Here is a 20102-nt window from a genome sequence, read left to right as displayed (position 1 = left end):
CCGCGGCACACCCTGAGTGCCGCGCTCTTTGTCGAGGAGTCCCCCATCGTGAGACCGACCCTGCAACATGCCGTGCTGCGACGACGTGGTGCCGAAGCCACTGGTGAGCGGCTGCGGCGTCCGGCCCGGCGTGCTGCCGTCCTGCTCGCCACGGTGGCGCTGCCGGCGGCACTGGTGGTGCCCACGGCCACGCCCGCTGCGGCGGCGGCGCCCGTGACCGTCACCTTCAACGCAGGCGCCAACCAGCCCTTCACCGTCCCGCCCGGCGTCACCCAACTGACCGTCACCGCCACGGGCGCCGCGGGCCAGAACGGGCCCAACGGCGGCGCGGGCGGGACCGGCGCCACCGTCACCGGCACCGTCACCGTGCCGCCCAGCACCACCGCCCTCTATGTCAACGTGGGCACGGGCGGAGGCGCCGGCGGCGGATCGGCGGCTGCGGGCGGCGCCGGCGGCGGTGCCAGCGACGTGCGCACCTGCAGCTCGGCCGCCCCCGGCTGCACCCTGACCGGCGTCCCCGGCACCGACCCCCGTCTCATCGTCGCGGGCGGAGGAGGCGGCGGCGGAAGCGGCTTCCCCGGATTCCCCGTCGTGGAGGCCACCGGCGGAGACGCCGGAATCACCGGGGGGGCCGGCGGCCAAAGACCGAACAGCGGCCAGGGCGGCGGCGGCGGAACCCAGACAGCCGGCGGCACGGGCGGCGCCGCATGCGCCTACGCCGGTACATCCGGCACTCCGGGCACAGGCGGTGCGGGTGGTAACGGCGGAGGCGCCTTCGGGGCCGGCGGAGGCGGGGGCGGCTGGTTCGGTGGAGGTGGAGGCGGAGGCTGCAACAAAATCACGAACCTCCCCTCGCTCAGTGACGGTCCCGGTGGCGGTGGCGGCGCGTCGAACCGCGTCCCCACGGGTGGTACCTCCGGACCTGCCGCGGGGCCGGCCAAGGTGACCATCACCTATGAGCCGGTGCCCCCCACCTGCGCGACCGCCACGCCGACCATCACCGGCACCAACAACAGTGACTTCCTGGTCGGCACGCCCGGCGACGACGTGATCTTCGCTCTCGGCGGCAGCGACGTGGTCGACGGCCGCGGTGGCAACGACCTCATCTGCGGCGGCGACGGCAACGACCAGCTGTCCGGCGGCGACGGCAACGACCGCATCGAAGGTGGCAACGGCGCCGACAGCCTGAACGGCAACAACGGCAACGACGCCCTCTTCGGCGGTCCCGGCAACGACGCCCTCTTCGGCGGCCCCGGTACCAACACCAACGACGGCGGCACCGGCTCCAACGCCTGTTTCAACCCCTCCACCGGACCCGGCTGCCCCTGACCCACCCCGCACACCGCCGACCTGATCGGCGAACATCACAAAACCCACGGACACCAGAAAGTCCACGGACATCGGGCACCCGAACGGCCCCCGACCGATTCACCTGGTCAGGGGCCGTTCGGCCTGCGGAGACGGTTACCCTGCGTCAGGGCAGCGATCCGCGCTTCAACATCAGCAAGCTCGGACGGAGCCGGTCGAGGCCGGCGAGGGCTCGAAGAAAGCACCACCCGAGGCAGCCACAGCCGGCCGACGCGGCGGATTTCGCGTGCCGAATTCAAGGTGCCGGACCGGTTCACCGACCGCCGCTGGTCCCGATCTGGATCCTCGTCAGCGCAAACAGGATCAGCAGGTCGAGCGTCATCACGAAGATGGACCACGCCGGATAGTACGGAACGAACATGAACTGGGTGATCAGGCTGACCCCTGCCACCGCTGCGCCGGCCCCGCGACCCCAGCTCTGGTTTGTCAGAACCCCCAGGCCGGCAATGACGAGTGCCACTCCGATCACCAGGTGAATCCAGCCCCAAGCTGTCAGGTCGAACCGGTAGGCGTACCTGGACGCGGAGAACAAGGTGTCCTGTGCGATGCCGGATGCGCCCATGAGAATGCTGAGCGGCCCGCTGAGCATCATCGTGGCCCCAGCGAACATGGACGCGCCGTTGATCATTTCGCTGCCGTCGGGCCCCCCGTGCCCCCGCCGTGTCCTGTTCGGCACCGTTGTCATGGCCGCAGCCTCCCTGTACAGCGCGGTCACCGACGCACACTGCCCGTGCGTAGTCAGCCACGCTCCCCTGACAGCATCACCGCATTCCTTCGGCACCGCGACTGCAACCCGCGTCACCATCACGGCATTGCCGCAGGCGCCGCAAAGGGGACGCGTACCCCGTCGCACCAGCTTCCGCCCGTCGCGTCCGGTGATACTCAGCCATGAGCAGATGCGCCGAGGTCATCGTGTTGGCCAGCGAGGCAGAAGAGATCATGGAACCGCTGACCCGGCGGGACGACAACCGCGAGTGGTCTGGACAGTTCACCAATATCGGGCACGGCATGTTCGGCGGCTGGGCCATCGAGTTCGCGCGACGGAGCAGCTGGATCGGACTCCTGGAACACCTGGAGTCGCAGCCTTGGCCATCCCCACACTCGGTACAAGTACTGATCCACGACGAGGAGGACGACTGCTTCGGCCTGTGGATGATGCACGATGGCCGACTTGTGGAGGTGCCGCTGCCGCGCACCAGCCGCTACTTCTGGCGGGACCACTACACGGGCAAGGTAGACCCGGACTCCCCCGGGATTCTGATGCGCACGGACAGGTCCGGTGGCTCACCCGAAGGGGACTGACTGCCCGACCAGCCAGTCGCGTCCGACATGGCTTCTGCCCCATGCCCCCACCGTCAGGAAGAGGCAGATCAGAGCGCTTCTCGAGACGGCGTGATCGGCTCGCCCGCCTTACGTACTACTGGCAAAACACTCCAGGGGAAGTTGATCCAGTCGTCGGTCCGCTTCCACACGTACTCGCACTTCACCAGCGAGTGGGACTTCTCATAGATCACGGCGCTGCGGACCTCGGCGACGGTGTCGACGCAGAAGTCGTGCACGAGCTTGAGCGTCTTGCCGGTGTCGGCGACGTCGTCGGTGATCAGGATCTTCTTGTCGGAGAAGTCGATGGCGTTCGGGACGGGAGCGAGCATGACGGGCATGTCGAGCGTCGTACCCACACCGGTGTAGAACTCCACGTTGACCAGGTGGATGTTCTTGCAGTCGAGGGCGTACGCCAGTCCACCCGCGACGAATACACCCCCGCGGGCGATGCTGAGCACTATGTCGGGCTGGTACCCGTCGTCGGCGATGGTCTGGGCGAGCTCACGGACCGCGACCCCGAACCGCTCGTAGGTGAGGTTCTCGCGCCCGTCGGGCACGCTCATGTCCGCGCTCTCCCCGCTCCCGCTCACACCTGGGTCCGATGGAAGTTGAGGAAGGACCGGGAGGCGGTCGGCCCGCGCTGGCCCTGGTAGCGGGAGCCGTACCGGTCGCTGCCGTACGGGAACTCGGCCGGCGAGCTCAGCCGGAACATGCACAGCTGCCCGATCTTCATGCCCGGCCAGAGCTTGATCGGAAGCGTCGCGAGATTGGACAGCTCCAGGGTCACGTGCCCGGAGAAGCCGGGGTCGATGAACCCGGCGGTGGAGTGCGTGACGAGCCCCAGCCGCCCGAGCGAACTCTTGCCCTCCAGCCGCGAGGCGAGATCCACGGGAAGCGAGATCACCTCGTACGTGCTGGCGAGCACGAACTCCCCGGGGTGCAGGATGAACGGCTCGTCCCCCTCGGGCTCGACGAGCCGAGTCAGATCGGCCTGCTCGACGGAGGGGTCGATGTGTGGATAACGGTGATTCTCGAACACCCGGAAGTAGCGGTCGAGCCGCACGTCGATGCTCGAGGGCTGCACCATGAATTCGTCGTACGGGTCGATGCGCACCCGACCGGCGTCGATCTCGGCCCGGATGTCCTTGTCTGAGAGAAGCACGCCCCGAGGATACGCGGGGACTGTCAGCATTTCGCACAGTCCCCGCGCCCCAGGTCCTACCGCTGGTCCTCCTGCTGAGTCCTACCGCTTCTCGAGCGTGACCGGAACGACGCTCCGGAGCCGCGCACACCGCGGACACCGGACCAATCGACCGGGGCCGAGTCGCTCGGCCTGCTGCATCGGGAACGAAGCGGTGCTGAACACGTGCCCCTCGGCACAACGGACGACGGTGCGCTCCATCAAGTCCTCAGAGTCCCTTCCCCAAGAGCCGCGTCTGACTGACGACGAAAGCCACATTACGGGATCAAAGGGATGGCCCTCCAAGCGGCACTCCGGTCCCGCCCAGGCCCTCTTCCACCCCTCCACCGTACGCCCCAACTCCCGCCCCCCGCACCCATGTCCACCCCCCGAAACGCACACCGGCCCCTCGGCTTCAGCGCCAGGGACCGGGCATGAGGTAGAGTGAGCGGGCATTGGACACCGGGTGACCGGCGTCTTACGCGGGTGTAGTTTAGTGGTAGAACATCAGCTTCCCAAGCTGAGAGTGCGAGTTCGATTCTCGTCACCCGCTCCAGAGAGAAACCCCAGGTCGGTGGCCTGGGGTTTGTTTGTTGTCTGGTCCGATTCGGGGTAAGCATGCCCTTCGTGTGCCCTAAGTTCCGGCATGTGGGCCGCCCGAGGGGTGCTCAGGTGCCACTCCAAGCCACTCGCACCCCATTCGTCTCACATGGTGAGATGTATTCCGTGTGACCCGCGCCGCGACGCGCGCAAAGGACGGTCAAGTCACTTAAGCAAACGGCTGCTTGCGGGCCAGACCGTAGCTTGGGATCACTCGGGACTGCGATTCCGTCGATCCTCAGCGGCAGCGTGAGTGGGTGGTTCACCATGCGCGCCGTGCCCCTCGGGTACGACCGGTCGGGGCGGTGTGATCGCTGGCACTCATGCCAGCCACCGAAGGGCCGATCAGTCGATGCGGTCGCTCAGGCCCAGCACCCTCGGGAAGTCACTGGGGAAGTCTCTTGGCATGCCCGGCACGTCGATGGTGCGCCCGTACACGCCGGCCAGGAACTCGACGGCGCCGACCGGGAACTCGATCCAGTCCGCGTTGTCCGTGCGGACGACCACCGGCCATGCGTCCGGGTCCGGGGAGCTCGTCCTCCAGTAGAAAGAATCCCCCGCATTGGAATCCGCCCAGCCGATCAGGCCTCCCGGCTGCGGGAAGGGAACGTAGCCCTCGGTGTCGCCCATCTCGTACAGATCCTGAAGGATCTCGTCCTCCCTTGCCCCGGACGCCCATGACACCTCGGTGCCGGGCAAGGGAACGGACACCATGAGGAAGTCGTCGACCACCAGCACCGGGTACGCCTCCGCCAGAGAGCGGAAGTCCGAGGGCAGCGCCGTCCCGAGGACCGCCTCGAGGGCAGCCCAGTCCACGCTCCGTCCCCCAGGCACACGCCACCGTGTCATCGACGCAAGCGCGGCCTCCAACTCTTCGACCCTCAGCATGCCGTCTGCCGATCCGTGCTGTTCTGGACCACGATGGTGTCGAACCATACTTCCGAACTGGGCGTCCCAGCACTTGCCGTTGACCGCCATCCGCGTACCCGATCTCCAAACGGTGCCGAAGAGCGGCGGCGCTTTCGACCTCCGGAGCGACGGTCAGATCCAGGTGGGCACGTGCCCCTCGGCATAGCGGGCGCCGAAACCGCCATGGGGCAGGATCTCGTCGATGGCGGCCAGGTCGGCCTCGGTCAGGGTGACGTCGGCGGCGCCGGCGTTCTCCTCTATGCGCTGGGGGCTGCGCGTGCCGGGGATGGGCACGACGTGCTCGCCGCGCGTGAGCAGCCACGCCAGGGCCAGTTGGGAGACGGTGACGCCCTTGGACGCGGCCAGGTCGGCGAGCCGGTTGACGGCCTCGACGTTCTTCTCGAAGTTGCCCGGAGCCCAGCGCGGGTCGGAGTTGCGCATGTCCGTGGCGTCGTATTCCCCGGCGGGCTTGGCGGTGCCGGTGATGAAGCCGCGGCCCAGCGGGGAGTAGGCGACGAAGCCGATGCCGAGTTCGTCGAGGACAGGGAAGAGCTGCTCGACGTCCCGCTCGAACAGGGAGTACTCGGTCTGCAGGACGGAGACCGGCTGCACCGCGTGCGCGCGACGGATGGTCTCCGGGCCGGCCTCGCTCAGGCCGAAGTACTTCACCTTGCCCGCGTCGATGAGTTCCTTGACGGTGCCGGCGACGTCCTCGATGGGCACATCCGGGTCGACGCGGTGCTGGTAGAGGACGTCGATGTGGTCGGTGCCGAGGTAACGCAGGCTGTTGTCGGTGACCTTGCGGATGTTGTCGGGGCGGCTGTCGAGGCCGAATCCCTCGGAGAGGTTGGACAGGTCGAAGCCGAACTTGGTGGCAAGGACCACCTCGTCACGGAAGTCCTTGACCGCCTTGCCGACCAGGGTCTCGTTGGAGCCGGTGCCCCAGCCGTAGAGCTCGGCGGTGTCGAAGAAGGTGACGCCCAGGTCGTGGGCGCGCTGGATGGCTGCGACGCCTTCCTGCTCGTCGCCGGGGCCGTAAGCCATGGTCAGGCCCATCGAGCCGTAGCCGATCGCCGAGACCTCCAGGCCCTGGCCACCGAGTGTCCTGTGCTGCATGACGCACTCCTCAGGTCAAACCAAAATGTTTGCTTTGACCGTACGCCCTGCGGGTGGCCCTTGCCAAACAAATCTTTTTGGTTAGGTAGGCTTACGACATGGCCTCTTCGACCAGCGCAGACTCGACCCGTGACCGCATCGTCGCCGCGGCCCGGGCCGAGTTCGCCCGGTACGGGATCGCCGGCGCACGGATCACGCGCATCGCCAGGGCCGCGAAGACCAGCTCGGAACGCCTCTACGCGTACTTCCGCAGCAAAGAGGCCCTCTACGGGTTCGTCGCCGAACAGGAGATGGCCGCGGTGGCCGAGGCGACTCGCCTGGACCCCACCGACCTGCCCGAATACGCCGGGCGCGTGCACGACTACTTCATCCGCCACCCCGACCGCTTCCGGCTCATGAGCTGGGGCCGACTGGAACTCGCCGGCGACGACGCAGACGCCGCCACCCAGGAAGCCGTCCGCCGGAAGGCCGAGCAGCTCCGCAGGGCCCAGGAAGCCGGCCACCTGGATCCCGCCTGGGAGCCCATCGACATCCTCGTCTTCGTCAACCAGATCGCCATGGCCTGGGCCGGCCAGCTCGATCTCCTGGACGCGGCGGCCGACCAGGTCCGCGACCCTTCGCCGGCGGCCCGGCGTGCCGCCGTCGTCGCGGCCGTCCAGCGCCTCTTTCCCGCCACCACGGGCGACACCAGCGCCGACGCCCCGGGCAGTGGCAGCGCGTAGCCGCCCTTTGCGCACCACTCGGTCGTCGGTCCCGGTACGCCCTTGACCGCCGCGCGGTCGGCGCGGATCGAACCGCTGCTTCCGGACCGGGCACCGAAGCGAGGCGGCGGTGTCCACCCCGGGGAGGCCCGCGTCGCGGGGGGCCGCTCCGAGCCACCTCCGCCTCTAGTTGCTCGGCCGCCCCTGAGCCCTCCTCCATGTGCTCTTGCAACGGAGACCTTCCGGCCAACGCTCGCGACGGCGTGCCCATAGCGTGCCCTGAAGACCGGTAAACCACGGTCAACAACGGTGCTGCCCCCCTCTCAGCTGCGCGAGCGTCCCCTCGCCGTCAGCACCCCTTGGTAAGAGTCGGGTAAGATCCGGCCACTTGTGCGAGGGCACGGACCCTCGTAGGGGAGGGAACATCACGTGGGCAGACACGCCCTGAGACGGGGCGGTCTGGCCGCCGCCGTCTCCTCACTCGCGGTCGCCGTCGTGGCCGCGTCCGTCGTCGTCCTGTCGGAGGGCGGCGGCTCCGCGGAAGCGGCCGAGGCCGAGGCCGGCACCACCGCGATCACCTTGGCCGACCCCAGCTCCACCACACCGCGCACCGACCGCCCGTACGCCGCGGGCGACTCCGGCTTCCTGCACCGGCAGACCGGCAGGACCGGACTGCTGTGGACCGACTACGCGACCGGCAGGACCGTCACCGTCGAGAACGCCAACGGCGTCTACACCCCGGGCACCGGCTGCACCTACATCGGCTCCGAGTGCCGTGACGCCTGGTACGGCTCGGACAGCGACCTGGTCGCTCTGCCGACCACCGCCAACGACGCGTACGCCACCCTGTGGGATCCGGCGACGGCCACCTCCAGGAAGGTGAGCTGGAACGGCTCCCTCCAGTACGGCCAGGGCTACTACCGGGCCCTCGCCGGCGACACGATCGTCACCACCCACTCCCTGATCGACAAGGTCGACGGCGAGTGGCGCACCCGCAAGGTCACCGGTGACGCGACGAGCGTGGGGACCGAGGACGTCCTCGCGGCGGACTCCGCCGGTGTGCTCTGGTCGTTCGGCACCGGCAGGATCAGCTACATCGACGTCGATTCGGCCGTGAACACCTATGCGTTCACCGACGCCACCTACGCCTCGCACTACGTGATGAGCGAGGACCGCATCGGCTGGTACCAGGCCGGCACCGCCGAGCTGCACCTGAAGTCCCGCACCGACCTCACCGCCGCCGAGCGGGTCGTCACGCTGCCCGCCCACCCGGGCGCGCTCGACGGCGACCCGGTCCTGGTCGGCGACTGGCTGCTGCTGCCGCTGTCCTCCAGCTCGCTCGGCTCCCGGCTGCTCGCGGTCAATGTCGACGACCCCTCGGTACAGCAGACCCTGCTGGCGAGCGCCGGCGAGTACACGCTGACGGCGGGTGACGGCAGTGCGCTGGTCACCGGCGGCACCGACGCCACCGACTGGTGGGTGCGGCGGGTGAGCCAGGCCGAGGACGGCACGCTGCAGCTGACGAAGGTCCAGCAGGCCCCGGCGGTGGAGAACGCCAAGACGGGCATCGCGCTCAGCCGCGGCAGCCTGAGGGTCGCCGAGGACGACCCGAAGGCCACCGCGGACACCACCTCCGTGCGCACCCTCACCACCGACGGCTCCGCCACGCTGACGGCGTCCGAGGCCACGGCGAGCGGCTCGATCTACGAGGCCCTCTGCCCGTACGAGGGCACCACGTGCTCGGCGCTGTGGGGGAACCTCGACGCCCGGGACGTCTACCTCGACGCGAACGGCGGCACCGACGAGGGCGAGGGCCTCGGCGACGACCGACTGGCGGAGATCGGCGGCCACGATCTGGACTTCGGCAGCCAGGGCGGCCACATCGTCGACGTCTCCGACGACTACGCCGTCTTCGACTCCGGCGGCACCACCCCGGCGCAGTACGTCGGCGAGTTCGGCCAGGGCCAGAAGCTGAAGCGGTCCGTGCGCGCCGCCGCCCTGAACGGCTCCACCCTGTGGAGCGCCGGCACCGTCGGCAAGCTGACCTCGTACAGCATCCCGCAGGCGAAGACGCTCACCACGGTGACCGTGCCGGGCCTGGCCTGCGTGCCGAGCGAACTCCAGGCGGCCGGACGCTGGGTGTACTGGGCCTGCGGGACGGACTCGGCGGGCGTGTACGACACCAAGGCCGGTACGTCGAAGGCGGTCACCCCCGGCGACGTGCTGCTCGGCGACGGCTTCACCGTCCGCCACGACCACGGCGCGGACACGCTCGTCCTCACCGAGGCGGCCACCGGCACCACCCGCACGATCGCCTCCGGCCTGGCCGACAAGGGCCTGACCGTGGACCGCCGTTACCGTTGGACGGTCGACGAGTACACCGGTCTGGTCGCCTGGTTCGACGACTACGAGCGCACCCACGTCACCACCACGGGCATCGCCCCGTCCGCCGTGACGGCCTTCGAGACGTCGGTCGGCGACTACGTGGCCCCGGGAGTGTCCTTCCAGGGCGCCTGGGTGCTGTCCCGTCCGGCCACCTCCTGGTCGCTCACCTTCACCTCGGTCCAGAGCGGCGCGAACGGCAAGATCACCCGCACGCTCACCGGCGGCGCGACCCCGGGCCGGGTGACAGCCACCTGGAACGGCAAGACGGCGAGCGGGAGTTACTTCCCCAACGGCCACTACACCTGGACCCTGAAGGCCACCGGCCTCGGCACCGCCATCCCGAACACGGTGACCAGCGGCGAGGGCTACCTGCAACGCGGAGCCGCCGTGCGCCGCGACTTCGTCAGCCCCGAGGGCCCGGACGGCCGCGGCGACCTGCTCACCCTGAACTCCTCGGGCGGACTGACCTTCCACAGCGGTACGGGGACGGGCAAGTTCGGCGACAAGTACACGGGCACCGGCTGGCCCACGACCGTCATGGCGGTCCCCTTCGGCGACCTCAGCGGCGACCGCTGCAACGACGTCCTCGTCCGCTACAGCAGCGGCGCGCTGCGGCTGTACAAGCCGGGCTGCGGGGCGGCGGTCAAGCCGTCGACGTCGTACACGACCCTCGCGACCAGCGGCTGGACGCAGTACAACGCCCTCACCTCGCCCGGCGACGTGAGCGGTGACGGACGCCCGGACCTGATCGCGAGGAACTCGTCCACCGGAGCGGTCTACCTCTACAAGGGGACGAGCGACGGCAAGCTCGCCTCCCGCGTCAAGCTCTACGACAACTGGAAGGGCTACAAGAAGATCATCGGCACCGGTGACATCACCGGCGACGGCAAGGCCGACCTCCTGGCCCAGGACACGTCCAACAACGTCTACCGCTACAACGGCAAGGGCGACGGCACGTTCGCGGCCCGCGTCAAGGTGCTGTCGAACTGGGGCGGCTCGTACAACGCGGTCGTCGGGGTCGGCGACATCACGGACGACGGCAGGCCGGACCTGGTCTCCCGCGACACCAGCGGCAAGGTGTGGCGCAACAACGGCGACGGCAAGGGCTCGTTCGGCCCGCGCACGCAGATCGCGAGCGGCTGGAGCGGCTACAAGTTCCTTTCGTAGGCGGTGGGTTTGGTCCTCCAAGGGCGCCCGGGGCTTGATGCCACCGGGCGCCTTTGCACGTCCCGCCTCATGCCGGGGCGCAGTTCTCGTCGCACCCCGGGAGGGCATCCGCCGACTTTCCACCCCGGTGCCCTGTCCGGGCCGGGACGACCGGGCTGAGCGGCTCCGTCGTCAGCGGGTGCTCGTGGTGCCGATGTCGACGATGTGGTTGTAACGCTCCACCAGCACGAAGAGCTTGGTCTTCTGCGTCGTCTCCCCGCTGCCGAAGGTCAGGGTGACGATGACCTCATGGCCGTTACCCACGGTGCCGTTGTCGGTCGCCGTCCACTTCGTCGGGACGTTTTGGGCACGCAGGACGCCGTCCGCCCCGTTCTTCTTCTCCCAGGTCGTGAGCCGCTTGGCGAAGTCGGGTGTCAGGTAGTGGTTGCGCAGCGCCGTGGCCAGCGTGATGTCCGGGTCCGTGTAGTCGCCCTTCGCGTCGATGTACGCGCCGTAGAAGTCGGCGACCCGGGTCACAGCCTGGCCGGACATGCCGCTGACCGACTGCACTGCGGCGGTGGACCTCTTTGCGGGCGCATGGACGGACGCCTGTGCCGGCATCTGTGTCGACACAGCGAGTCCGACAGCCAGGACGAGGCCGGCGGCGACGGCCGCCCGGCGGCTCGGGCGACGGTGTGCGAGGGACTTCCTGCTCATGTGGGTCTTCCTCTTCTGGTCCGTAGGTGGTTGCTGTCGGCCGGTTGCGGTTTTCGTGCCGAAGGCGCCTGCCGACGGCGGAACCGTTCCACCCCTGCTGAACTGCGAAAGCGCCCGCCGACCGTTCGAGCAGATTCAGCAGGTGGAACTGCTGGAGATCTTTATTCCGGTGACGCTGTAAGCGTTCGTGAACGCGGTCTCGAAATTCGGCGGCAGGCAGATCGAGGTCCCGTCCTGGAGCCGTAGATACGCCACGTCGTCGTTCCGGGTGTTCACGACGTGGTAGTGCGGGCGGGATCTGACCGTCTGGTAAGAACTGGTGACATCGCGGTACTTCGTGATCGGCGTGCCTGCGTCATAGGCGTGCTCGTCCACGTAGAAGCAGACATAGGGGTACGGGCAGCCGTGGGTGGGGGCCTCCGCTTGGGCAGCCGATGCGCCGGTCACGGACATGGCCGCGGCGGCCACGACCGCGCCCGCGAGGCCTGCCGCCTTTCGGATGACGGACTTCATCAAACCTCCAAGAATCAGGTAGACCGTCTGACGCGACAGCCGTGGATCGTGATCCGTCGCTGATGCCGCCGTTCCACCGTGCGTGCCTGCGTGTCGGACGTCGCTCAACGCCGGTTGGTCCTCCACAGCCGTGGCCGGTGCGACACCAAGAGCATCAGCGGGCAACGGAGTCCGGCGCAACGACTGCCGCCCCTTTGGCGACGGTGGAACCATCCCAGCCCATCTGACGTGCAGAGATATGAGTACCTGGGATACGGGATCGCGGGCGGAGGACGGAGGAAGGGTGTCGATGCGGGACGATGTCGAGGAGTTCGCGGCGCTGCTGCGCCGGCTGAAGGACCGCACGGACCGGAGCTACGGCTCCCTGGCCCGCCGCCTCAACATGAACACCTCCACACTGCACCGGTACTGCGCGGGCGAGACGGTGCCGCAGGACTTCGCGCCCGTGGAGCGGCTCGCGGCCTTCTGCGAGGCGACACCGAAGGAGCGGCTCGAGCTGCACCGGCTGTGGTTGTCGGCGGTGGCGGCTCGGCAGCGGGTGTGTACGGCCGATTCGGCGGCGGTGCCGGCACCGGACCCGGCCGGGGCACTCGTCGAGGAGAGCGGCTCCGAGGAGCAGCCCGGGGATGGTCCCGACCCGGACGACCCCGCCCCTTCCCCCGCTGCCCGCCCCTGGTATCGCCGTCGGCGGGTCCTGACGTCCACCGCCGTCGCCTGCGCGCTGCTCGCCACTCTGGCCGGCATGTCCGTCCTGTCGGACGACCGCTCCTCCGAGGCGGACGCCTCCCACCCCGCGGGCTCGCGGACGACCGCCCCCGACGCACCCCACCGTTCGACGAAACCGTCGGCCATCGCCTCCGCCTCCCCTTCCGGGAGCTCCGCGTCGCCCGGCCCCCGGCAGAAGACCCCCACCTCGGCCGCGCGGCAGACCACCGGCCTGCCCCTCGCCTGGAGCGCCGACTCGCTGGTCTGGGACAAGGGCTGCGACCACGACTACGTCATCGACAAGCTGCCCGCACAGGTGCCTCCGCCGCCGGTGGAGCAGGACGCCGGGGTGTGGGCGGCGACGCAGGGCGCGGTGCACGGGCGGCATACGATGGTGCAGATCTCGGTGCAGGGGCAGTCCCCCACGGCCGTGGTCCTGAAAGCGCTCCACGTACGCATCGTCAGCCGCGGCAGCCCGGCCCCCGGGAGCGCGTACGCCATGGGCGGGGGTTGCGGCGGCGACCTCACGCCCCGCCGCTTCACCGTGAACCTCGACGCCGACCGCCCCATGACCCGCCCGAAGGACGGCGTCGACACCGAACACACCATCCCCGCCGTGCACTTCCCCTACCGCGTCTCCGCCGAGGACCCGGAGGTGCTGCTGGTCGACGCGACGACACAGGACTACGACGCCCGCTGGTACCTCGAACTCGACTGGTCCTCCCAGGGCCGCACCGGCACGATCCGCATCGACGACCATGGCCGCCCGTTCCACACCACCAGCATCAAGGCAATGCCGCACTATTGGTACGGCACGAACGACGCAGGCGGACGTGCCTGGGTCCCGTACGACGGCTAGAGACGAGTAGCTCCGATTGCGGGGTTCTCAGATGCGGGGTCGAGAGGCGCGTCGTCTGGCGTGAAATCGTGGACCGGATGAGGTGTGCGCACGCAAGGCGAGAACGAGGGCGGCGGCGAGACTGCCGACGAACTCGGGCAAGGCGGCGCGGAGTACTACATCCACCCCGCGTCGTGCGACCGCGCTGCGGCGAGCTGTTCCTCGCACAGTCGTAGCCCTTGTCGCCGTGGAGTTTGACGGGCCGTCACCGACGAGGTCCGGGGCGGGAGCGGATGGGCGCGATGCCCCGCGCAAGGGGTTCGAGGGCCTGGCTCCCGACGGGGATCTTCCGCAGTCATCCGTCGTGAACCAGTGCTAGAGTTCGCCCGCTTGTTCGGGGGGATGGGGCCCTCCGTCGGGGAGGGGAAGCAAGTGGTTCGGCATACCTTCATGCGTGGCTCCCTTGTCACGTTCATCGGGTTGGCGCTCTGTGTGTCCGCTGTGCCGCTGGTGGCGCCCGCGCACGCGGATACCGCAACGGAGGTCATCGTTCCGGCCACCATGCGCACGGCTCCGCGCACGACGTATCTGCAGAGCGCGGGGGCTTCCGGCTTCCTCGAGTACCGCTCCACCGCCGAGGGTTCCGGTCTCTGGTGGACCAGCTACGACGGCAGCCGAAAGCCGGTGGAAGGTGGCGAGCGACTCGGGCCGCGCACTGCGGGTGCGTACGGCACCGGTTCGGACGTCGTCGCGCTACGCCCGTCCCAGAGCACTGGTGGGCAGGTCCTGCTCCGGGACATGGGAACCGGTACGACTCAGACCGTGGCCATCCCGGCGGGCCAGAGCTATCTGCAGACGTACGGACGTACCGTCCTGACCAGTACGTCGACAGGTGGGGAACGAACCCAGCTGTTCCTGCTGCACAACGAGAACGGCAGCACGGTGCAGAAGCCCGTGACCGGACTCCCGGACGGGACGGTCTTCCCCTTCTTTCCCAAGGGTTCCGCCTCCGGCATCCTCGTCAACTACTACGGCCCGGACCGGGTCCTCCAGTACGCCTGGGTGGATGCGGAGACCGGTGCCGCCACGAACGTGCCTCCACTGGTGGCGAACCTGGACACCGTGGTGGGATCCGACTACCTGGTGAGCTGGTACGGCACGTCCCGGGTGCGGGTGTACGCCAAGGGTGCCTACGACGCACCGACTCACGAGGTCGCGTTCCCCCACACCTCCGAGAACAAGATCCTCGGCGTCGTCGGTGACGCGCTCGTCGTCGCGCGGCGCAGCGGCTCCTCCGTCTGGAGTGTGTCGGCGCTGCCCTTCGACGGCTCCGCGGAGCTGCCCCTGTTCAAGCGGGCGGATCCCGCTACCGTCATGGCCCCCGACGGCGGCCTCGTCCTCGCCGGCGGGGAGTCCTCGCTGGACTACGGCATCGCCAAGGTCGAAGCGGGGGCCGACGGTCTGCCCCGGGTCCGCCGGATCGTGGACCTTCCGCCGGTGCCCGTCGGGATCGAGTCGCTCGATCTGAGCGACGGTGAGTTGATGACCTACGAGTCCGGCGACGGGGCGACGCACCTGTACAGCCGCTCGCTGGGCACGACGGAGGCTCTGACGGCGGGCACGCGCACGGACCGGGGAGCGACCCAGAGGTGCGGGGTCACGGACGGGGACTTCGGGAGCTGTCCCGACCTGATGGGTACCGGTGATGGTCGGGCGGTCATCCAGAACACGGCCGGGGAGGTCTCCGTGCTGGACCGGGGTCAGCCCCTTCCCGGCACCGTGGTGACCTCCGGCCTTCAGGACAACCAGGGCCTCGTGGACGTCGCGGGCCGGTATGCGGCCTGGCGTGGGCCCACGCCCGCGGGAGACGGCCTGGTGGTGACGGATCTGGACACACGGAAGGTCGTGCTCACCCGTACCGGCGCGGCCGGTGCGGCCCCCTCCGCCCTGTGGGGGGAAACGCTGTGGACGGCGGTGGACGGCACCGTCACGGCCACGGAGGTGCGTTCGGGCAGCACGATCACGTCGTTCCGGGTGGTCGGCAGCGGCTGCGGGGTGGGTGGCTTCCAGGCTGTGGGGCGCTGGGTGTACTGGTCCGGCTCGTGCGCTCTTCCCCAGGGCAGCGTGCAGAAGGCCTTCGTGTACGACACCCGCAGGAAGACGCTCATCGCCGTGCCCACCGGCGGACAGACGCGCCTGGGCGACGGCTTCCTGGTCACGCGTGACTCCACATCCGGAGCGCTGACCCTCACCGACGTCACGAGCGGCTCCGCGGTGAGCCGGACCCTGGCGGCCAAGGCCGGAAAGTGGGACGTCGATCCGTACACCGGCCTGGTCGGCTACGTGGACCCGGCCTCCCAGGACATCCACGTCCTACGGAGTGGCGTCCCCGCCACGGACATCGCGGTCCTGGGAGCGAGGACGGAACCCTCGGTCGGCCTGATGGACTCGTCGTCCTCGTGGGACGGCACGTGGTGGCTGTCGAAGCCGGCCGCGTCGTGGACGCTGGTGCTCAGGAACAAGGCGACCGGTGCCACCGTGCGCACACTGTCCGGTGGCGCCGCGCACGACGCGTTCCATGCGTCCTGGAACGGCAGGACGTCGACGGGCGCGTATGTGCCGAACGGCACGTACAACTGGACGCTGACGGTGGCCCCGGCCGACAAGCACGGTGCGTCGGCGACGGCGTCCGGCACGCTGAAGCTGACCGGTGGTACCGCGGTGAGACGCGACCATGTCGGGTCCGACGGCGTCGGTGACCTGCTCACGCTCACCTCCCAAGGTGCACTCTCCTTCCAACGGGGCGACGGCGCCGGGAAGTTCTCGACGAAGACCTCGGCTTCGGGATGGCCTGCCTCGATCACGGCGGTGCCGTTCGGAGACCTGAACGGGGACCGCTGCAACGACGTGCTCGTGCGGTTCAGCAGCGGTGCGCTGCGGGCGTACCGCCCGGGGTGCGGCAAGGCCCTGACGACCTCCACGCCGTACACCACGCTGGGAACGTCGGGCTGGAACCAGTACAACGTGCTGACCTCACCGGGCGACATCACCGGTGATGGCCGGGCGGACCTGATCGCCCGCCAGGCGTCCACCGGTGACATCTACCTGTACAAGGCCACAAGCAGCGGAAAGCTCTCGGCACGGGTGAAGATCTTCTCCAAGTGGTCCGGTTACAAGAAGATCATCGGCGTCGGTGACCTCAACGGTGACGGGTACGGGGACCTGCTGGCGCAGGACACGTCGAACAAGCTGTGGCGGTACGCGGGCACGGCGACCGGCGGCTTCAGGGCGCGGGTCAAGGTGGCCGACAACTGGGGTGCCTCCTACAACGTCGTGGTGGGCGCCGGCGACATCACCGGGGACGGGAGGGCGGACATCGTCTCCCGCGACACCTCCGGCAAGCTGTGGCGCAACAACGGCGACGGCAAGGGCTCCTTCGGTCCGCGCACCGGGATCGCCACTGGGTGGCAGGGCTACAAGGCCCTGTACTGACCGTCCGTGACAGGTCGCGTCCCAGGGAGTGCCCGTCGAACCACGAAGGCGGCGGCGTCGTGTGTCGTCGAGCCACCGCCGGGGAGAGCCCTCGGCTTCGCCGTCCCCCGACGAAGTCCGCCGGGGCTTCTGCGGAAGCGGGCGGGGCTTTCGGCCCCGCCCGTGGTCGCGAGGGTCGCCTCAGTGGCGCGCTCGTGGCAGCGCCCGCGTGCGGCCGAGGTTTCCCAGCCGTGGAGCGGAGGGCTTCGGTATGCGGGCGGCCGAGCAACCCATCGCCCTCGGCTGCCTCCAGGCCCCGTCGAGAGGGTCGGGCATACCGCGTCTCGGACGTGGCCACCGCACCACCCGGAGGCTTCGACACGCTCCGGGAGTCCTGCGGTGGCCACCAGTGACGCCGAGGGGAAGGTCACCGGCTGTCCAGTTGGTTACAGCCCGACCGGGTTGAGGTAGGTAGCCGGGTGGGTGGCGCCGTCCTGCTTGAGGATCTGGCCGCCGAACGGCCACTTCAGGGTGAAGTGTGTCGTCTCGTTCGGCGGGGTGACCAGGAACTTCGCCGGAACGAACTTCTCCTTCTGCGGCGTGGACGCGGACACCGGGAGCAGCGTGATGCTGAAGTCCACCGTGTCCCCCTGCTCCAGGGTCATCTTCTCGGGCTTCGCGGAGGAGCGCGCCAGCGACCAGGTGCCGTCGGTCTTCTGAGCGCCGATCATGTCGACACCGGCGAAGCCGGACAGGGTGCAGGTGTGCTTGCTCTGGTTGGTGAACCAGATGTACGCCTGGGTCTGCTTCGTGGTCTGCCCCATCTCCGGCTTCGCGTCATCCCCCGTGGCGAAGCCGGCCTTCAGGTCGGCGGTGTGGCAGCGGGGCGGTGCGGCCTTGGCGGGGGCGGCCGAGGCCGGGATGGCGGCAGCGGCAGTGCCGGCGACGACGATCGCTGCAACGGCCACGGCGGTCAGCTTGCTCTTCATGGAGTTTCGGGTTCCCCTCTAGTACGAATCGGCTCTCATACGAACCGGCGCGCGAGGTCAGTGCGCGCCTGCACACCTGAAGATGTGCAATACCCGGGGGAGGTTCGCTGTGCCGGAGAACCCTCATGAACGATCGAGATCAATTCCCGTTCCGCCGTCGAAGTTGCCCTAAAGGGCAGACCCGAAGAACTCTGCCGTGACGAAACAACCTGGTGAACGCACCTGGCCGCAAGCCCGCTGCGGTGCGTGCACCGACGAGATCGACCGGATGCTCACCGAGCCGCTGTCTTCGTCTCATCTGCACGCTATTGCACAGCTGTGACAGTGAGCGCACAGCTCCAGCACCCTCTGTCGGAAGACTCCTCTCATCGCGAAGGGCGGCAAGCCGAGCGGACCGGTTCAGGTCCCGGGGACGGCGGGCGGTTCCCGCGAACTCTCGTCGCAGCGTCATTCACTTCCCTGGGGGAACCTCGATGTCCGCTCGTAACCGTCGCAGCACCGCAGCCGTCATCACCGCGGGTGCCGCCGCACTGCTCACCCTGTGCGGCACGGCCGAAGCCGCGTCCGCCCGGACGGTCACCGTGCCCAGGGGGCTGACCATCAGCGACGGCACCCGCCACGTCGTCGTCAACGGCAAGTCGATCGACTTCGGCACCGTCGTCCGTGACCTGGCCTGGAACCCCAGCGGCAGCAAGGCCGCCTTCATCGACGGCCACGGCAACCTCGTCGTCTCCAACCCCGACGGCAGCCACCGCGTCACCGTCGCCGCCAACCCGGGCGGGCAGACCTGGTCCCACCCCACCTGGCAGGTCGCCGCGGCCGACAGGACGAACCAGATCCCCGCGAAGAACAACCTCATCTTCGCCGCCAAGATCCACGGCAAGACCGTTCTGGAAGGCGTCAAGGCCACCAGCAACCACGGCAAGCCGGCCAAGATCAGCTTGAACGGCTACGCGGGAGACGGCGCCGTCCCGCAGACCGACAACGCCTGGCCCAACGTCGGCGGGGCCTACGGCACGGCCGTCTACGAGAACACCCACACCGGCGAGGTCTACCTCCGCGACGACTACCTGCGTCAGCAGGGCGGCGCGCTGGCCAAGGGCTCCGAGCCCGCGCTCTCCCCCGACAATGAGGAGGTCGTCTTCGTCCGCTCCGTCCACGGGCACGACCACCTCTTCGTCGAGGACTTCGGCGGCAGCACCAACGTCGTCAAGGACATCACCCCCGGCGCCACCACCAACTACACCGAGCCCACCTGGTCGCCCAACGGCAAGACCATCGCCTTCCGCGCTCCCACCGGCACGTACACCGTCACCAAGACCGCCCACGGCTTCGGCAAGCCCGTCAAGGTCTCCAAGCACACCGGCCTGCCCGCCTACCGCGGCTGACCGCCACCCGACCTGCCGCCGGAGCGGGCGAGTTCGGCCCGTAGCTCCGCCAGGTGCTCGTCGGCCGTGTCATGCGGCAGGTACTCGACCACATCGAGAAAACGGAACAGGACCTGGGACGGGGTGACGGCGAACTCGTAGTCGCCGAAACCCACCACGGCACCCAGCTCCCCCCGAACGGCACCCCGGACGACATGCGCGGTCATGTCGTCCGGGCTTTCCGCTGTCAGCCCCCGGCGCGCGTTGGGGCGAGCCAGGTACGGGCAGACCATCGAGGCGTAGAGCATGCACGCGCGGTGCCCCGGACCTTCCAGTGTCGCCGCCATGTTGCGGTACGGCCGCCCGGCGGCAAGCGCCTCGCGAATCGCGGAACTCTCCGCGGCGCCGACCACCCGCCACACCGGACCCTTGGGCATCAGGGTGTTGCAGACGGAACACAGACGCTGTCGCGCGCACGCGGCGCTGCGCCCGTAGTCGGTGATCGCGAACTGGGGCTCGTCGCCCTCCCACGGGGTGATGGCGGGTACGGGATAGCCACGGCTGTCACGAGGTCGGGCCTCGACGGTCGCCGGCATGGGAACGGAATCGAATCGCACACCTCATGGTGAACCAAAGGCCCGCGCCACCGCGACGGTTGCTGGCCATGAACCGGCCCAGTAGCGGCCCGGTGTCCTCCTCGCACCGCTGCCGCACCTCACGATGCCGTGCCGGGAAGCCACCCCAGCACACCGTCGGAGGCTGGATTGCAGAGCC

General features: G+C 69.1%; 16 protein-coding genes and 1 tRNA gene. 8 read left to right on the top strand and 9 right to left on the bottom strand.

The window, feature by feature from the left end:
- Positions 1–48: 48 nt before the first annotated feature.
- The gene (locus tag ACIRA5_RS17345) at positions 49–1329 is read left to right on the top strand and encodes a calcium-binding protein (protein WP_403691562.1); all 1281 of its coding nucleotides are present in this window, start codon (positions 49–51) and stop codon (positions 1327–1329) included.
- 292 nt (positions 1330–1621) lie between these two features.
- Here ACIRA5_RS17345 and ACIRA5_RS17340 read toward each other — a convergent pair whose 3' ends face one another.
- Positions 1622–2083 carry a hypothetical protein gene (locus ACIRA5_RS17340; RefSeq protein ID WP_403691560.1) on the bottom strand — a complete coding sequence of 154 codons (462 nt, stop codon included), beginning with the start codon at positions 2081–2083 and terminating at the stop codon, positions 1622–1624.
- A 173-nt stretch (positions 2084–2256) separates the two neighbouring features.
- Between ACIRA5_RS17340 and ACIRA5_RS17335 the strand changes: the two genes are divergently transcribed.
- The gene (locus tag ACIRA5_RS17335) at positions 2257–2670 is read left to right on the top strand and encodes a hypothetical protein (RefSeq protein ID WP_403691559.1); all 414 of its coding nucleotides are present in this window, start codon (positions 2257–2259) and stop codon (positions 2668–2670) included.
- Between the two features lie 68 nt (positions 2671–2738).
- Here ACIRA5_RS17335 and ACIRA5_RS17330 read toward each other — a convergent pair whose 3' ends face one another.
- Positions 2739–3254 carry a phosphoribosyltransferase gene (locus ACIRA5_RS17330; protein WP_403691557.1) on the bottom strand — a complete coding sequence of 172 codons (516 nt, stop codon included), beginning with the start codon at positions 3252–3254 and terminating at the stop codon, positions 2739–2741.
- Positions 3255–3277: 23 nt separating this feature from the next.
- Positions 3278–3853 (bottom strand): dCTP deaminase, encoded by a 576-nt coding sequence (gene dcd / locus ACIRA5_RS17325; RefSeq protein WP_261688281.1) that lies wholly within the window; start codon positions 3851–3853, stop codon positions 3278–3280.
- 500 nt (positions 3854–4353) lie between these two features.
- On the opposite strand from dcd, the gene ACIRA5_RS17320 reads away from it, so the two are divergent.
- A tRNA-Gly gene (locus tag ACIRA5_RS17320) sits at positions 4354–4427 on the top strand.
- 389 nt (positions 4428–4816) lie between these two features.
- On the opposite strand, the gene ACIRA5_RS17315 is transcribed toward ACIRA5_RS17320, so the two are convergent.
- Together ACIRA5_RS17315 and ACIRA5_RS17310 are read right to left on the bottom strand one after the other, a co-directional pair.
- On the bottom strand, positions 4817–5287 hold the full coding sequence (locus ACIRA5_RS17315) for a hypothetical protein (protein ID WP_403691555.1): 471 nt from the start codon (positions 5285–5287) through the stop codon (positions 4817–4819).
- A gap of 225 nt (positions 5288–5512) precedes the next feature.
- A complete protein-coding gene (locus tag ACIRA5_RS17310) occupies positions 5513–6496 on the bottom strand; it encodes an aldo/keto reductase (RefSeq protein WP_403691553.1) in 984 nt (327 codons plus the stop codon).
- Positions 6497–6594: 98 nt separating this feature from the next.
- On the opposite strand from ACIRA5_RS17310, the gene ACIRA5_RS17305 reads away from it, so the two are divergent.
- Entirely contained in the window at positions 6595–7218 is a 624-nt protein-coding gene (locus ACIRA5_RS17305; RefSeq protein ID WP_403691551.1) for a TetR family transcriptional regulator, read from the top strand.
- Between the two features lie 408 nt (positions 7219–7626).
- On the top strand, positions 7627–10749 hold the full coding sequence (locus ACIRA5_RS17300; RefSeq protein WP_403691550.1) for an FG-GAP-like repeat-containing protein: 3123 nt from the start codon (positions 7627–7629) through the stop codon (positions 10747–10749).
- Positions 10750–10920: 171 nt separating this feature from the next.
- Here ACIRA5_RS17300 and ACIRA5_RS17295 read toward each other — a convergent pair whose 3' ends face one another.
- Entirely contained in the window at positions 10921–11445 is a 525-nt protein-coding gene (locus ACIRA5_RS17295; protein WP_403691548.1) for a hypothetical protein, read from the bottom strand.
- Between the two features lie 135 nt (positions 11446–11580).
- The gene (locus ACIRA5_RS17290; RefSeq protein ID WP_403691547.1) at positions 11581–11958 is read right to left on the bottom strand and encodes a hypothetical protein; all 378 of its coding nucleotides are present in this window, start codon (positions 11956–11958) and stop codon (positions 11581–11583) included.
- A gap of 289 nt (positions 11959–12247) precedes the next feature.
- On the opposite strand from ACIRA5_RS17290, the gene ACIRA5_RS17285 reads away from it, so the two are divergent.
- Both ACIRA5_RS17285 and ACIRA5_RS17280 read left to right on the top strand, forming a co-directional pair.
- Complete coding sequence (locus tag ACIRA5_RS17285) at positions 12248–13522, top strand: helix-turn-helix domain-containing protein (protein ID WP_403691546.1); 1275 nt, start codon at positions 12248–12250, stop codon at positions 13520–13522.
- 429 nt (positions 13523–13951) lie between these two features.
- Entirely contained in the window at positions 13952–16993 is a 3042-nt protein-coding gene (locus tag ACIRA5_RS17280) for an FG-GAP repeat domain-containing protein (RefSeq protein ID WP_403691545.1), read from the top strand.
- A gap of 425 nt (positions 16994–17418) precedes the next feature.
- On the opposite strand, the gene ACIRA5_RS17275 is transcribed toward ACIRA5_RS17280, so the two are convergent.
- Positions 17419–17961 (bottom strand): DUF4232 domain-containing protein, encoded by a 543-nt coding sequence (locus ACIRA5_RS17275; RefSeq protein WP_403691544.1) that lies wholly within the window; start codon positions 17959–17961, stop codon positions 17419–17421.
- A 473-nt stretch (positions 17962–18434) separates the two neighbouring features.
- On the opposite strand from ACIRA5_RS17275, the gene ACIRA5_RS17270 reads away from it, so the two are divergent.
- Complete coding sequence (locus tag ACIRA5_RS17270; RefSeq protein WP_403691542.1) at positions 18435–19349, top strand: TolB family protein; 915 nt, start codon at positions 18435–18437, stop codon at positions 19347–19349.
- Here the strand turns inward: ACIRA5_RS17270 and ACIRA5_RS17265 are convergent.
- Entirely contained in the window at positions 19337–19924 is a 588-nt protein-coding gene (locus ACIRA5_RS17265) for a hypothetical protein (RefSeq protein WP_403691540.1), read from the bottom strand. The genes ACIRA5_RS17270 and ACIRA5_RS17265 overlap by 13 nt on opposite strands.
- Positions 19925–20102: the final 178 nt, after the last annotated feature.

The organism is Streptomyces sp. NPDC096311 (assembly GCF_044763085.1).
Classification (GTDB): domain Bacteria; phylum Actinomycetota; class Actinomycetes; order Streptomycetales; family Streptomycetaceae; genus Streptomyces.
This window is presented reverse-complemented; position numbering and strand designations above follow the sequence as displayed.